This window comes from Pseudomonas sp. 7-41 (assembly GCF_021233075.1).
Lineage (GTDB): Bacteria > Pseudomonadota > Gammaproteobacteria > Pseudomonadales > Pseudomonadaceae > Aquipseudomonas > Aquipseudomonas veronii.
This window is the reverse complement of record NZ_CP089551.1, coordinates 782,052-796,188: the sequence shown is the minus strand read 5'-3', so window position 1 is coordinate 796,188 and position 14,137 is coordinate 782,052. Positions and strand designations below refer to the sequence as shown.

The 14,137-nt window shown below is 62.9% G+C and carries 11 protein-coding genes and 1 riboswitch; of the genes, 2 read left to right on the top strand and 9 right to left on the bottom strand.

The window, feature by feature from the left end; all coding sequences use genetic code 11:
* Positions 1-60 precede the first annotated feature (60 nt).
* The 7 genes from parC to LQ249_RS03365 form a co-directional block, all read right to left on the bottom strand.
* A complete protein-coding gene (gene parC / locus LQ249_RS03395) occupies positions 61-2,325 on the bottom strand; it encodes a DNA topoisomerase IV subunit A (RefSeq protein WP_017849774.1) in 2,265 nt (754 codons plus the stop codon).
* Positions 2,326-2,398: 73 nt separating this feature from the next.
* Positions 2,399-3,394, bottom strand: a complete 996-nt coding sequence (locus LQ249_RS03390) for an esterase-like activity of phytase family protein (protein ID WP_108526096.1) — start codon at positions 3,392-3,394, stop codon at positions 2,399-2,401.
* A complete protein-coding gene (parE, locus tag LQ249_RS03385) occupies positions 3,394-5,298 on the bottom strand; it encodes a DNA topoisomerase IV subunit B (RefSeq protein WP_057003668.1) in 1,905 nt (634 codons plus the stop codon). Before parE ends, LQ249_RS03390 begins: the two co-directional genes overlap by 1 nt.
* A 54-nt stretch (positions 5,299-5,352) precedes the next feature.
* Positions 5,353-5,961, bottom strand: coding sequence for a YqiA/YcfP family alpha/beta fold hydrolase (locus tag LQ249_RS03380; protein ID WP_017849777.1), 609 nt, complete (start codon positions 5,959-5,961; stop codon positions 5,353-5,355).
* A gap of 81 nt (positions 5,962-6,042) precedes the next feature.
* The gene (gene cpdA / locus LQ249_RS03375) at positions 6,043-6,858 is read right to left on the bottom strand and encodes a 3',5'-cyclic-AMP phosphodiesterase (protein ID WP_169881377.1); all 816 of its coding nucleotides are present in this window, start codon (positions 6,856-6,858) and stop codon (positions 6,043-6,045) included.
* Between the two features lie 98 nt (positions 6,859-6,956).
* Positions 6,957-7,406, bottom strand: a complete 450-nt coding sequence (locus LQ249_RS03370) for a DUF1249 domain-containing protein (RefSeq protein ID WP_003209507.1) — start codon at positions 7,404-7,406, stop codon at positions 6,957-6,959.
* Complete coding sequence (locus LQ249_RS03365) at positions 7,397-8,014, bottom strand: NUDIX domain-containing protein (RefSeq protein ID WP_017849779.1); 618 nt, start codon at positions 8,012-8,014, stop codon at positions 7,397-7,399. The genes LQ249_RS03370 and LQ249_RS03365 overlap by 10 nt, the downstream gene beginning before the upstream one ends.
* A 192-nt stretch (positions 8,015-8,206) precedes the next feature.
* Here LQ249_RS03365 and LQ249_RS03360 point away from each other — a divergent pair, with 192 nt between their 5' ends.
* On the top strand, positions 8,207-8,953 hold the full coding sequence (locus LQ249_RS03360; protein WP_046384917.1) for an RsiV family protein: 747 nt from the start codon (positions 8,207-8,209) through the stop codon (positions 8,951-8,953).
* On the opposite strand, the gene cytX is transcribed toward LQ249_RS03360, so the two are convergent.
* Both cytX and thiC read right to left on the bottom strand, forming a co-directional pair.
* Complete coding sequence (gene cytX / locus LQ249_RS03355; RefSeq protein ID WP_232566192.1) at positions 8,922-10,211, bottom strand: putative hydroxymethylpyrimidine transporter CytX; 1,290 nt, start codon at positions 10,209-10,211, stop codon at positions 8,922-8,924. The genes LQ249_RS03360 and cytX overlap by 32 nt on opposite strands.
* 143 nt (positions 10,212-10,354) lie before the next feature.
* Complete coding sequence (gene thiC / locus LQ249_RS03350) at positions 10,355-12,244, bottom strand: phosphomethylpyrimidine synthase ThiC (RefSeq protein WP_046384919.1); 1,890 nt, start codon at positions 12,242-12,244, stop codon at positions 10,355-10,357.
* Positions 12,245-12,392: 148 nt separating this feature from the next.
* Positions 12,393-12,498: riboswitch (TPP riboswitch) on the bottom strand.
* Positions 12,499-12,693: 195 nt separating this feature from the next.
* On the opposite strand from thiC, the gene LQ249_RS03345 reads away from it, so the two are divergent.
* Positions 12,694-14,133, top strand: a complete 1,440-nt coding sequence (locus LQ249_RS03345; RefSeq protein ID WP_046384920.1) for a TolC family outer membrane protein — start codon at positions 12,694-12,696, stop codon at positions 14,131-14,133.
* The last annotated feature ends 4 nt before the right edge of the window (positions 14,134-14,137 follow it).

Sequence of the window (14,137 nt, the reverse complement as noted above, 5' to 3'; positions counted from 1 at the left end):
ACTCCAGCGCGAAAGCGTCGATCTACGCGTTAAATCGTAGATCAAGAGCTCTAATCCGCGCTAAACCGGCGTTTCCACCAGTAAAGCATCCACGCGCTGGAAGCCACGAGGCAGTTTATTACCGCGTCGGCCACGCTCGCCCTTGTAGTGCTCAAGGTCGTCAGGGCGCAGCGACAACGTGCGCTTGCCGGCCTGTAGCACCAGGGTAGAGCCTTCCGGGATCACTGCGATGTCTGTCACGTACTCTTCGCGACTGGCCACCCGCTCGCCGGGAATACCAATGATCTTGTTGCCTTTGCCTTTGCCCAACTGCGGCAGGTCGCTGATCTTGAACACCAGCAAACGCCCTTCTGTGGTCACCGACGCCAGCCAATTACCCTCGCGATCGTCCACCGGCCGCGGCAGGATCACCTTGGCGTTATTCGGCAGGCTCAACAGTGCTTTACCTGCTTTGTTCTTGGCCTGCAGGTCTTCACCCTTGACCACAAAGCCGTAACCCGCGTCGGAGGCGATCACATACAGCGAGTCGTCGTCCGGCAGCAGCACGCATTCGAAACTCGCCCCCGGTGGCGGCGTCAGGCGCCCGGTCAACGGCTCGCCCTGCCCGCGCGCAGACGGCAAGGTGTGGGCCGGCACCGAGTAACTGCGCCCGGTGGAGTCGATAAACACCGCAAACTGGTTGGACCGCCCGGCGGCGGCGGTCTTGAAGCCGTCGCCAGCCTTGTACGACAAGCCGGTCGCATCGATATCATGCCCCTTGGCGGAACGGACCCAACCCTTTTCCGACAGAACGACAGTAATTTTCTCGTTTGGCAGCAGCTCGGTTTCTGTCAGCGCTTTCGCTTCGGCGCGCTCAACGATCGGTGAACGGCGGTCGTCGCCATAGGTCTCGGCGTCTTTGATCAGCTCGCTGCGCACCAGCTTCTTGAGCTTGGTTTCGCTGCCCAGCAGGGCTTGCAGCTTGGCTTGCTCCTTGAGCAACGCGTCCTGTTCGTCGCGCAGCTTCATTTCTTCCAATCGCGCCAACTGACGCAAGCGGGTGTCGAGGATGTAGTCGGCCTGGATCTCGCTCAGCTCGAAACGCGCGATCAGCTCGGCTTTCGGGTGCTCGGCGGTACGGATGATGTGGATCACTTCATCCAGGTTGAGGTAGGCAATCAGCAAGCCGTCCAACAGGTGCAGGCGGCGCTCGACCTTGTCCAGGCGGAACTGCAGGCGACGACGCACGGTCTGGACGCGGAACTCCAGCCACTCCACCAGCAGATTGCGCAGGTTCTTCAGCTGCGGCTTGCCGTCCAGGCCGATGATGTTGATGTTGACCCGGTAGCTGGACTCCAAGTCCGTGCTGGCGAACAGATGCTGCATCAGCACTTCATGGTCGACCCGGCTGTTGGTCGGAATAATCACGATGCGGCACGGGTTTTCGTGGTCGGACTCGTCGCGCAGGTCAGCGACCTGCGGCAATTTCGACGGTTTGGCCTGCATCAGCGCGGCGATCTGTTCCAGCACCTTGGCGCCGGACACCTGATGCGGCAACGCGGTGACGATGATGTCGCCGTCTTCGACGTGGTACACGGCGCGCATACGCACCGAGCCCTTGCCGGTTTCGTACATTTTCAGCAGGTCGGCACGCGGCGTGATGATTTCCGCTTCGGTCGGGTAATCCGGGCCCTGGATGTGCTCGCAGAGCTGCTCGACCGTGGCTTTGGGTTCATCGAGCAAGCGCACGCAGGCCGTGGCGACTTCCCGCAGGTTGTGCGGCGGTACGTCGGTGGCCATGCCGACGGCAATGCCGGTGGTGCCATTGAGCAGGATGTTCGGCAAACGTGCCGGCAGCACCAGGGGCTCGTCGAGGGTACCGTCGAAGTTCGGGCCCCAGTTCGCGGTGCCCTGGCCCAGTTCGCTGAGCAGCACTTCCGAATAACGCGACAGGCGCGCCTCGGTGTAACGCATGGCCGCGAAAGACTTGGGATCATCCGGCGCACCCCAGTTCCCCTGGCCATCCACCAGCGTGTAGCGGTAGCTGAACGGCTGGGCCATCAGCACCATGGCTTCATAGCAGGCCGAGTCGCCGTGGGGGTGGAACTTACCGAGCACGTCACCGACGGTACGCGCCGACTTCTTGTGCTTGGAATCAGCGTCCAGGCCCAACTCACTCATGGCGTAGATGATGCGCCGTTGTACGGGCTTCAGGCCGTCGCCGATATGCGGCAAGGCACGGTCCATGATCACGTACATGGAGTAGTTGAGGTAGGCATTTTCGGTGAAGTCAGCCAGCGACCGGCGTTCTACGCCGTCTAAGCTGTCTGCGAGGATGTCACTCATGCGGGCCTCATCATTGTTTGGTAAGGCGCAGCGGAAATGCCGCGGCGCCGGGTCAATTCAAAACAGGGGTGGCTCATGGCTGGGCGCTCCAGCCACCGGCGGGGGCGGCGAAACGATAGACCACCGGGCGTTTTTCGCCATCGGCGCGGGCGCCGAAATTATTGTCGATGCCCAACCAGGCACCGTCTGCGTCCAGCACCAGGGCTTCGGCCAGGCCATAAGGCTGGGCGTAGCGCCGTTCGGGCGTCAGGGTCTCGTCGGCGAACGACCAGCACAGCTCGACCTTGGCCGTGACCGCATCGCGCCGACAAATCTGGAACGCATTGCGCTCCAGGGTAAACAACTTACCGTTGAACAGCGCCAGGTCGGAAAAGTCCTTGGACACCGCCTTGGCACTGGGGAACTGCGCCGGCTGCACTTCCTGGCCGGCCTCGCTCAACAGCACGCACGCGCCCGCGCAATCCCACACGCTTTGCTGGCGCTTGATGGAAATCAGCCCGCGCCGTTCACGCTCCGCCGCCAGCCAGATCTGATTGCCCTCGGGGTTCACCGCGAGGCCTTCGAACAACGCATTGAAATGCAGCAACATGCCGCTGGCGCGGGCCTCACGCACCATGCCGGGGGCGATCTTCAACCACTCGGGCGCACCGCTCGCCGGCACTTTCAGCACCGCCGCATGGGCTTCGCTGACCACGTAGCGGTTACCCGCGGCATCGCAGCCGATGCCTTCAAAATCCAGGTCGCCACCGCGAATCAGCGACGCCGCCTTGGTGCGCGAACGCAGCCCCCAGGGCAGGCCGGAGTCAGGCACGGGCGGCACGTCGAGCTTGACCGTTTCGGCCTGCCAGGTCGGCGCGCTGATATCCAGGCGGTAGATCTGGTCGTCGTCGCGGTCGGAAACCGTCCACAACGCGTTGCCACACAAAGCCAGGCCCGACAGGTTACCGCCGCGCATGCCGTCCACCGGGTGTTCGGACACCAGCTTGAGCTCAGCCACGGGCGCGGCGACCGCCTGGGTGGCCGCCAACCCGCTCAACATCAGGATCGCCAGGGCGAAACCTGTACGCATCAGCCCAGGACCTCGGCGAGGTTGCCCTTGGACTCCAGCCAGGACTTGCGGTCCGGCGCGCGTTTCTTCGCCAGCAGCATGTCCATCATTTCCGAGGTGGCAGCGAAGTCGTCCAGGGTCAACTGCACCAGGCGCCGCGTGTTCGGGTCCATGGTGGTTTCGCGCAGTTGCGGCGGGTTCATCTCACCCAGGCCTTTGAATCGCGTGACCTGCGGCTTGCCGCGTTTCTTCTCGGCGATCAGGCGGTCGAGGATGCCATCGCGCTCGCCTTCGTCGAGGGCGTAGAAAATCTCCTTGCCCAGGTCGATACGGTACAGCGGCGGCATCGCGACGTAGACGTGACCGGCGTCCACCAACGGGCGGAAGTGCTGCACGAACAGCGCGCACAGCAAGGTGGCGATGTGCAGACCGTCGGAGTCGGCGTCGGCGAGGATGCAGATCTTGCCGTAGCGCAACTGGCTCATGTCCGCCGCGCCGGGGTCGACGCCGATGGCCACGGCGATGTTGTGCACTTCCTGGCTGGCCAGGACTTCGCTGCCGTCGACTTCCCAGGTGTTGAGGATCTTGCCGCGCAACGGCAGGATCGCCTGGAATTCCTTGTCCCGCGCTTGCTTGGCGGAACCGCCGGCGGAGTCACCTTCCACCAGGAACAGCTCGGAGCGCATCGGGTCCTGCCCGGCGCAATCGGCCAGCTTGCCCGGCAGTGCCGGGCCCGCCGTGATGCGTTTGCGCTCGACCTTCTTGCTGGCCTTGAGGCGACGGCCGGCGTTGTTGATCGCCAGCTCCGCCAGGGCCAGGCCCAATTCCGGGTGCTCGTTGAGCCACAGGCTGAACGCATCCTTGACCACACCGGAGACAAACGCCGCCGCCTCGCGGGACGACAAACGCTCTTTGGTCTGACCGGAGAATTGCGGCTCCTGCATTTTCATCGACAGCACGAACGCGATGCGCTCCCACACGTCTTCCGGCGCCAGCTTCACGCCGCGCGGCAGCAGGCTGCGGTATTCGCAGAACTCGCGCATGGCGTCGAGCAGGCCCTGGCGCAAGCCGTTGACGTGGGTGCCGCCCTGGGCGGTAGGGATCAGGTTGACGTAGCTTTCCTGCACGCTGTCGCCGCCTTCAGGCAACCACAGCAGCGCCCAGTCGACGGCTTCTTTGTTCCCGGCCAGGCTGCCGCAGAACGGCTCGTTGGGCAGGCGTTCGAAATCGCTGACGGCGTCTTCCAGGTAGGAGCGCAGGCCGTCTTCGTAGTGCCACTCGACCTTTTCGCCGCTGCCTTTGTCTTCAAAGGTGACCAGCAGGCCCGGGCACAACACGGCCTTGGCCTTGAGCACATGCTTGAGGCGGCTGATGGAGAATTTCGGCGAATCGAAGTATTTCGGGTCCGGGGCGAAGTACACGCTGGTGCCGGTGTTGCGCTTGCCAACGGTGCCGATCACCTGCAGGTCGGTGGCTTTGTAGCCATCGGCGAAGGTCATCTCGTATTCGTTGCCGTCGCGCTTGACCCGCACCCGCACCAACGTCGACAGGGCGTTGACCACGGAAATACCGACACCGTGCAAGCCGCCGGAGAACTGGTAGTTCTTGTTGGAGAACTTGCCGCCGGCGTGCAGCTTGGTGAGGATCAGCTCGACGCCCGACACCCCCTCTTCCGGGTGAATGTCCACCGGCATGCCGCGACCGTCGTCGGACACCTCCAGGGAGTGGTCAGCGTGGAGAATGACATGCACCGACTTGGCGTGCCCGGCCAAGGCTTCGTCGACGCTGTTGTCGATGACTTCCTGGGCAAGGTGGTTCGGCCGACTGGTGTCGGTGTACATGCCGGGGCGTTTGCGCACCGGGTCGAGGCCCGAGAGGACTTCGATGGCGTCGGCGTTATAAGAGCTAGCGCTGGGAGTGGCCATGGGGTCTCGTCGTGAGTCGTTCGATTAAAAAGTGACCTGCGGTTTCCAAGGCAATTACAGTGCCGAGAAATCGAAGGATTGATACTGATCCGCGCCAATGCCGGCAAAGCTCAACAACGCCGGCAACTGCCGGGCAAACCCCTGGTAACCGTGGTCGCCACCGGCCTGGATGCGCAAGGCACAGGCCCGGTAATACTGCTGGGCGAGGCGATAATCCAGGGTTTCGTCCCCGGTCTGCAACCACACCTGATAACGCGCGGCATCCTGGGGCGCCGGGACTTCCAGCTCGGCCAGCGCCGTGACGTGATCGTGGGTCAGTTCCCAGGTTTCATCGGTATAGAGGTTCTTCTGGGTGCCCAGGTAACCGTCGAACATCCGATGGGGGCTGACCGCCGGGTTGACCAGCAGCGCCTTGAGGCCATGGCGCTCGGCAAGACAGGTTGCATAGTAGCCGCCGAGCGAGCTGCCGACCAGCAGCGGCCGCCCCAGTTCTGCGATGGCCGCCTCCAATTGAGGAATCGCCTGGCGAGGGTGGTGATGCAGGGCCGGCACGCGCAGTTGGTCGGCCAGGCCGAGGGTGTCCATCACGCGGATCAACTGGCTGGCCTTGTTCGACGCAGGCGCGCTGTTGAAACCGTGGATATACAGGATCGAAGCGGACATGCCGGGCTCTCCGTGCTTGCGCCAAAAAGGCGCAGTTTACAGGGATCGGAGTGGTGAGTCCCCTGTCTTCCCCTCCCACCTTCAGTAGCCGTTGCTGGCGTAATCCACGGTAAAGGCAAAGCCTTTGACCCGTTCCACCCCGGTCTCCAACCGCCCGTCGGCATGCAGACGCAGCCAGCGATAGCCCGGCGCCTCGGTGCTGACGTTGAAGTCCTCGCTGCCCGGCGTGAACTGGATGCAGGTGGACGGCGACGCCAGCAGGCGCACGCCGTTGCGCTCGCGGTCGATCTCCTGGTGTACATGCCCCCAGAGCAAGGCCCGGACCTGAGGGAAACGGTCCAGCACGGCAAACAGTGCCTCGGGGTTGCGCAGGCCGATGGGTTCCATCCACGCACAGCCGACGGGCACCGGATGATGGTGGAAACACACCAGATGATGGCGGTGCGGCGCTTCGCTCAAGGCTTGGGCCAGCAGTTGCAGCTGGCTGTCCTGCAGATAACCCGGCACCGAACCGGGTACGGCGGAGTCGAGCAGGGTAATGCGCCAATTGCCGATGTCGACCACCGGTTCCAGCAGGTCGCTGTGCAGGGCGGCGTGGGCCATGATCTGCGGCTCATCGTGGTTGCCGGGAATCCAGCGCGCCGGCACGCCAAAGGGTGCGGTCATCTCCCGGAAGTGCTGATAGGACGCCAGCGTACCGTCCTGGGACAAGTCCCCCGTGGCCAGCAGCAAGTCGATCCGGGGCTGCTGCTCGCGCACCAGGCCGATCACCCGTTGCAAGCTCTCGCGGGTGTTCATGCCCACCAGCGTGGCGTCGGCCTCGGCAAACAGATGGCTGTCGGACAGTTGCACCAGCACTGCCGGTGCATCGGGGGTCACGGTGGGTACGCGGGGCAAGGTGCTCTCCCAAGGCAATCACAGGAATGGACGTATGGCGCGATTATGCTGGGGCAGGACACAAAGAGGAAACCCAGGGAAGCAGATGCAGTTCACATCTACCGCACGACTTCGAACTCGTGGCCCAGGGCCAGACAGTGACTCAACCATTCTCCGAGGAACACATTGAGCTGTGCTTTCTCATCGGGCTGGTGCATGAACACATTGGGGTAAGGATAGATGCTGCGAAAGCGTCGCGCATGTTCGGCGCTGATGACTTCGGCCATTCGCGCATCGTGGTACACCTGCACTTCCAGTTGCGGCACCGGCAGCCATGGCAGGCTGTGCTCCTGGCGCACGCGCAGAGTGGTGGTGTACGGGCAATTGACGATGACTTCCAGGGTCAGCACGCCGAGCATCTGGTCGCCATGGGTCACGGCGATGCGCCGTGCCTCGGGCGTGTGGCGCATGTCCGGCAGCAGGCGCATCAGCCGCGCATAGTTGGCCTCGCAGGCGGCTTGCAGCCCGATCAGGTCAACCCGGTATCGTTCCCGTGCCTTTACTGCCATAACCCCCTCACTTCCGCGCGATTGAGCGCTAGCCATTGCAAGGCAATAATGCTGGGCGCATTGGATATCCGACCATCACGCACCGCTTGCAAGGCATCTTCGAAAGCCCAGGTGCTGACGCGGATATCTTCTGCCTCTTCTTCCAGTCCATGAACGCCACCGGCGCCCGAGCTGTCGCAACGGCCCAGGTACAAGTGGACGAATTCGGTACTGCCGCCGGGCGAAGGGAAATATTGGGTGATCGGCCACAGTGCGGAGAATGTCAGTCCAGCTTCCTCCTCGGCTTCGCGGTGTGCAACCTCCTCCGGTTGTTCGTCCTTGTCGATCAGGCCGGCGACCATTTCCACCAGCCACGGGTTGGCGGCACGGCCCATGGCGCCGACGCGAAACTGCTCGATCAGCACCACTTCATCGCGCTGCGGGTCGTAGGGCAGCACGCACACGGCGTCATGCCGCACGAAGACCTCGCGGTTGATCACCCGGCTCATGCCGCCGTCGAATTTTTCGTGGCGCAGTTGCACGCGATCGAGCTTGTAGAAACCCTGATAGGCATTGTCGCGCTGAACAATCTCGATCGTGCTCGGCGTCGATTTCGCGATGTCCGTCATATCCTTCCTCGTTATGCCCGTGCAATTGGCGCCATCCTAACGCGCTCCTGCCCGTTGGCGCAGCCCCTTTACGGTTGCCGGGATAGACGGCGGGCGTCAAACTCACTCTAATGAGCTTAGTGGCGAACTGACTGCCATGCCGGTAGTCGAAGCTCCACGAATTTCGCTCTTATCGACGGACGAAGACCCTACATGTCACTTTTAAAAATCGCCTCCGTGGCGTGTATCGCCTTGACGCTCGGCGCCTGCCAGAGCCTGTTCCAACCGAACTACAGCACCCCGCTGGAAGCCACCCGCGACGCCAGCGAGCAAAGCAAGCCGGACTGCGCCAACGCCGATTGCCCGCTGGTGAATATCGACACCGTGCATTTTGCCAAGGAGCCCAAGCTCGACGCACTGATCGAACAACGCCTGCTGGAAATGACCCGCACCCGGTCGAGCGACCCGTTGCCGTCGAGCCTGGCGACGTATCGCGAGCAGTTCCTGAGCACCGCCGCGCCACGCAACAGCATGTACTTGCAGGCCAAGGTACGCGAGCAGCATGACGGCTTGGTGATCATCGAACTGTCCAGCTACCTGGACCAGGGCGCCACCCACGGCGAACCGGGCCGCGCCTTCATCAACTATTCGCGCCCGCAGCAAAAAGCCCTGTCGCTGAGCGACATGCTGCTGCCCGGCAAGGAAGAAGCATTCTGGAAGGCCGCCCAGGTGGCGCACAACAGCTGGCTGATCAGCACCCGCCTGAGCCTGGAGCCGGAGTTCGTCAAGCGCTACCCGTTCCAGAAAACCCCGAACGTGGCGCTGACCTCCGCCAGCGTGACCCTCAAGTACCCCACCACCACGATCGCGCCGTATGCCCTGGGCCACATCGAGTTGCAGATTCCTTACTCGCGCCTGGAAGGCATCATCAAGCCTGAGCTGGTGCCCGCGCGCCGCTGAAGACGCGCCCGAGGATGAACTGCAACAGCCCTGCCAGCGCCAGTGCCGGCAGGGTCGCGCCGATATCCGGATACAGGTTGGCCAGCAAGTGGTAGGTGCCGATGCCGCCCAGCCAGGCCAGCAACGCCGTCCAGCGTAGCGTGGCAAGCGCGCCCTGGCCGCGGCGGCGCAGGATGAAATGATCGACCAGCACCACGCCAAACAGCGGCGCGAATACCGAACCGATCAACAGCAGAAAGTTCTGGTACTGCGCCAACGGAGCAAAGCAGGCGATCAACGTGCAGAGCACACCGATGGCCAAGGCCAGGTGCTCGACCTTCAGGCGCAACAGAATCCCGCTGGAGACGGCCGCCGAGTGAATATCGGCAAAGGCGTTTTCCGACTCATCCAACAGGATCAGCAACAACGGAATCCCCAGCCCCGCGCCGGCCAGCGCCAGCAACAGCGCGTTGACTTCACCGCTCGGCGCAAACGCCAGGGTGTAGGCCACGCCCAGGCTCATCAGCCAGAAATTGCCGATAAAAAAGCCCAGCGCCGTGCCGCCGAACACGCTTTTCGCACGTTTGCCGAAGCGCGAATAATCGGCGATCAGCGGCAGCCACGACAGCGGCATGGCGATGGCGATATCAAACCCCACCGCGAAGGGCATCGAACCGTCACCGGCCTGGGCCCATAGCGTGGCGAGATCGGCTTTGGCGAATAGGTTCCAGGTCAACCACAGGCAGCCCGCGAGCAGCAGCCAGATGCCCCATTTACGCAGGATCTGGCGCACGAACGTCAGCGGGCCACTGACCGCCAGCAAGGTCGCCAGGCCACCGAAAAACAGGGTCCACAGCATCGGGCTGGCCAACAGGCTGGCGTCGCTGAAGGCCCGCGCGCCCAACAGGCTGGCGGCATCGCGCATGACGATGATTTCAAACGCGCCCCAACCGATCAGTTGCAGCAGGTTCAACAATGCCGGCAGGCTCGCGCCTTTGGCGCCGAGGCTGAGCTTGAGCGCGGCCATGGCGGACAGCCCGGTGTCGCTGCCGATCACGCCGACAGCGGCGAGCAGCAGCACGCCGACCAGGGTGCCGAGGAAAATCGCCAGCAACCCACCGGCCAGGCCCAGGCCGGGCGCGAGCAGCGCGCCGGTTTGCAGGACCATCAGGCCGATGCCGAGGGAGAACCACAGGGAAAACAGATCGCGGGTGCCGAACACGCGTTTGTCAGCAGACACCGCGATATCGGGGGAATAGGTGCTGGGTTGAATGCTCAAGGATGGAATCTCTGAGGGGCATTTGTTGTTTGAAAGATTGTTATCGGGGGCAAGCCCCCTCCCACACTTGAATGTGTTCACAATTCAAATGTGGGAGGGGGCTTGCCCCCGATAAGGCCCTTGAAAGCGCCTACAACCTCGGATCAGACCTTCTTGTAGAGCTGGCTGCCTTCCTGCTTGAACCGCTCAGCCTGCTCGGCCAAGCCCTTGGCCACCTCCACATCCACCGCATCGATGCGCTGGTTGGCCGCGTACTCACGCACTTCCTGGGTGATTTTCATCGAGCAGAACTTCGGCCCGCACATCGAGCAGAAATGCGCGACCTTGGCCGAGTCCTTCGGCAGGGTTTCGTCGTGATACGAACGCGCGGTGTCCGGGTCGAGGCCGAGGTTGAACTGGTCTTCCCAACGGAACTCGAAGCGTGCCTTGCTCAGTGCGTTATCGCGGATCTGCGCGCCCGGATGACCTTTCGCGAGATCGGCTGCATGGGCGGCGATCTTGTAAGTGATGATCCCGGTCTTCACGTCATCCTTGTTCGGCAGACCCAAGTGTTCCTTGGGTGTGACGTAGCAGAGCATGGCGCAACCGAACCAACCGATCATCGCCGCACCGATGCCGGAGGTGATGTGGTCGTAGCCCGGCGCGATGTCGGTGGTCAGCGGGCCGAGGGTGTAGAACGGCGCCTCGTCGCAGCATTCGAGCTGCTTGTCCATGTTCTCCTTGATCAGTTGCATCGGCACGTGGCCGGGGCCTTCGATCATGGTTTGCACGTCGTGCTTCCAGGCGATCTTGGTCAGCTCGCCGAGGGTTTCCAGCTCGCCGAATTGCGCGGCGTCGTTGGCGTCGGCGATCGAACCCGGGCGCAGACCGTCGCCTAAGGAGAAGCTGACGTCATAGGCCTTCATGATTTCGCAGATTTCGTCGAAATGCGTGTAGGTGAAGTTCTCTTTGTGGTGCGCCAGGCACCACTTGGCCATGATCGAGCCGCCGCGGGAGACGATGCCGGTAACGCGCTTGGCGGTCAGCGGAACGTAGCGCAGCAGCACGCCGGCGTGGATGGTGAAGTAGTCGACGCCCTGCTCGGCCTGTTCGATCAGGGTGTCGCGGAACAGCTCCCAGGTCAGGTCTTCAGCGGCGCCGCCGACTTTCTCCAGGGCCTGGTAGATCGGCACTGTGCCGATCGGCACCGGCGAGTTGCGGATGATCCACTCGCGGGTTTCGTGGATGTGTTTGCCGGTGGACAGGTCCATCACCGTGTCCGAGCCCCAGCGAATGCCCCAGGTCAGTTTCGCCACTTCTTCTTCGATGGACGAGCCCAGGGCGCTGTTGCCGATGTTGCCGTTGATCTTCACCAGGAAGTTACGGCCGATGATCATCGGTTCCAGTTCGGTGTGGTTGATGTTGGCCGGGATGATCGCGCGGCCGCGGGCGATTTCTTCGCGCACGAATTCCGGGGTGATGATCTTCGGCACGCTGGCGCCGAAGCTGTAGCCGGCGTGTTGCTGGTCGAGCAGGCCGCTGGCGCGGGCTTCTTCGAGCTTCATGTTTTCGCGGATGGCGACGTATTCCATCTCGGCGGTGATGATGCCTTTGCGCGCATAGTGCATCTGCGTGACGTTGGCACCGGCCTTGGCGCGGCGCGGGTTCTTCACATGGGCGAAGCGCAGCGCAGTCAGTTCGGCATCGGTCAGGCGTTGCTGGCCGAAGTGCGAGCTCAGGCCCGACAGGCGTTCGGTGTCGCCACGCGACTCGATCCACGGCGAGCGCACATCGCCCAGGCCCTTGCGCACATCGATGATGACGTTGGGGTCGGTGTAGGGGCCGGAGGTGTCGTAGACCACCACGGGGGCGTTGATCTCACCACCGAAATCGGTGGGGGTGACGTCGAGGCTGATTTCACGCATCGGCACGCGGATGTCCGGACGGGTGCCTTGCACGTAGATTTTCTGCGAGCGGGTAAACGGTTGCACGGAGCCGGAGTCGACCTTGGCCGATTCACTCAAATGCACGGTATTTTTTGGTTTTGTACTCATCACGGGCTCTCCAACTATCCAGGCGGTGGATTTTTGTCGGAGCGAACCTGTGGCGGATGGACGCACTGGAAGCAGTGCTGTGCTGGGTACTCGAGGGTTGTTCGAAGGTCGAACAACATCCCGGACAAAGCACAAGAGGACTCGCCGGGTGACGAGAAATCTTGTTCCCTACGCAGGCGTTAACCTGATCAGGTTCAACGGGATCCGGTATTTACCGATCTCAGCCTTCCAACAAGGCACCCCGACAAGAACCCGGCCAGTCTAGACAGGGTGAGGGCAAATTGCCAATAACGGAGCATTCAGCGTGATGAATGGCGCAATTGCAGGATTGTTGCGCCGTGTAACCACCACTACACTCGGTGACTGCCCCGACGCTTGACGCCAGGAATGGCCAACCGTAGCCTTGGGCGTTAAATTATCATCGTAATATTAAAACTAGGGATCAATTCATGCTGCGCAAACTCTCACTGGCTCTCGCCGTGTCTTGTGCGACCAACGGAATGGTCTGGGCAGCTGAAGCGCCCTTGTCCGCCCGAACCGACCTGGTCAGCGTCTACCAGGAAGCGGTGGACAACAACGCCGACCTGGCCGCCGCCCGCGCCCAGTACGGTGCGCAGAAAGAAGTGGTGCCCCAGGCCCGCGCCGGTTTGCTGCCCAACCTGTCGGCCGGTGCCGATATCAACAATTCGCGCACCCAGATCGACACCCCGGCCGCCACCGCCAACCGCGACGCGCATTCCTGGCGTGCGACCTTGAGCCAGCCGCTGTTCCGCGCCGACCGCTGGTTCCAACTGCAAGCCGCCGAAGCCGTCAACGAACAGGCTGCGCTGCAACTTTCAGCCACCGAACAGAACCTGATCCTGCAAAGCGCCGAGAACTACTTCGCCGTGCTGCGCGCCCAGGACAACCTGGCCTCCACCAAGGCCGAAGAAAGCGCCTTCAAGCGCCAACTGGACCAGTCCAACGAGCGCTTCGACGTGGGCCTGTCAGACAAGACCGACGTGCTGCAATCCCAGGCCAGCTACGACACCGCGCGGGCCAACCGGATCGTCGCGCAACGCCAGGTGGACGACGCTTTCGAAGCACTGATCGCGCTGACCAACCGTCAATACAATTCGATCCAGGGCATTGTGCATACACTGCCGGTGCTGCCGCCGCTGCCGAACGACGCCAAGGCCTGGGTCGAAACCGCCGGCCGCCAGAACCTGAACCTGCTCGCCAGCAACTACGCCGTCACCGCCGCCGAGGAAACCCTCAAGCAGCGCAAGGCCGGGCATGCGCCGACCCTGGACGCCGTGGCGCAGTATGAAAAGGGCGATAACGACGCGCTCGGCTTCAGCAACCCGAATGCCTTCGGCACGCCTTATGGCGGCGATGTCTCGCAACGCACCATTGGCCTGCGCCTGAATATCCCGCTGTACAGCGGTGGCCTGACCAGCTCGCAAGTGCGCGAATCGTACTCGCGCCTGGGCCAGACCGAGCAGCAACGCGAAGGCCTGCGCCGCCAGGTGGTGGAAAACACGCGCAACCTGCACCGCGCGGTCAACACCGACGTGGAGCAGGTGCAGGCACGCCGCCAGTCGATCATCTCCAACCAGAGCGCGGTGGAAGCCACGGAAATCGGTTATCAGGTGGGTACGCGCAATATCGTCGACGTGCTCGACGCCCAGCGCCAGCTCTATGCGTCGGTGCGCAACTACAACAACAGCCGCTACGACTACATCCTCGACAACCTGCGCTTGAAGCAGGCAGCCGGCACGTTGAACCCTGGGGACCTGCAAGACCTGACGCGCTATCTCAAGGCCGACTACAACCCGGACCGCGACTTCCTGCCGCCGGACCTGGCCAAGGCCGCCGCCGAGCAGCTCAAGGCCCGCCCGGGTTATTGATCGC

Bases quoted from the DNA above. Each gene is read 5' to 3' on its own strand.
- parC (WP_017849774.1), bottom strand. From the start codon at position 2,325: ATGAGTGACATCCTCGCAGACAGCTTAGACGGCGTAGAACGCCGGTCG.
- LQ249_RS03390 (WP_108526096.1), bottom strand. From the start codon at position 3,394: ATGCGTACAGGTTTCGCCCTGGCGATCCTGATGTTGAGCGGGTTGGCG.
- parE (WP_057003668.1), bottom strand. From the start codon at position 5,298: ATGGCCACTCCCAGCGCTAGCTCTTATAACGCCGACGCCATCGAAGTC.
- LQ249_RS03380 (WP_017849777.1), bottom strand. From the start codon at position 5,961: ATGTCCGCTTCGATCCTGTATATCCACGGTTTCAACAGCGCGCCTGCG.
- LQ249_RS03370 (WP_003209507.1), bottom strand. From the start codon at position 7,406: ATGGCAGTAAAGGCACGGGAACGATACCGGGTTGACCTGATCGGGCTG.
- LQ249_RS03365 (WP_017849779.1), bottom strand. From the start codon at position 8,014: ATGACGGACATCGCGAAATCGACGCCGAGCACGATCGAGATTGTTCAG.
- LQ249_RS03360 (WP_046384917.1), top strand. From the start codon at position 8,207: ATGTCACTTTTAAAAATCGCCTCCGTGGCGTGTATCGCCTTGACGCTC.
- thiC (WP_046384919.1), bottom strand. From the start codon at position 12,244: ATGAGTACAAAACCAAAAAATACCGTGCATTTGAGTGAATCGGCCAAG.
- LQ249_RS03345 (WP_046384920.1), top strand. From the start codon at position 12,694: ATGCTGCGCAAACTCTCACTGGCTCTCGCCGTGTCTTGTGCGACCAAC.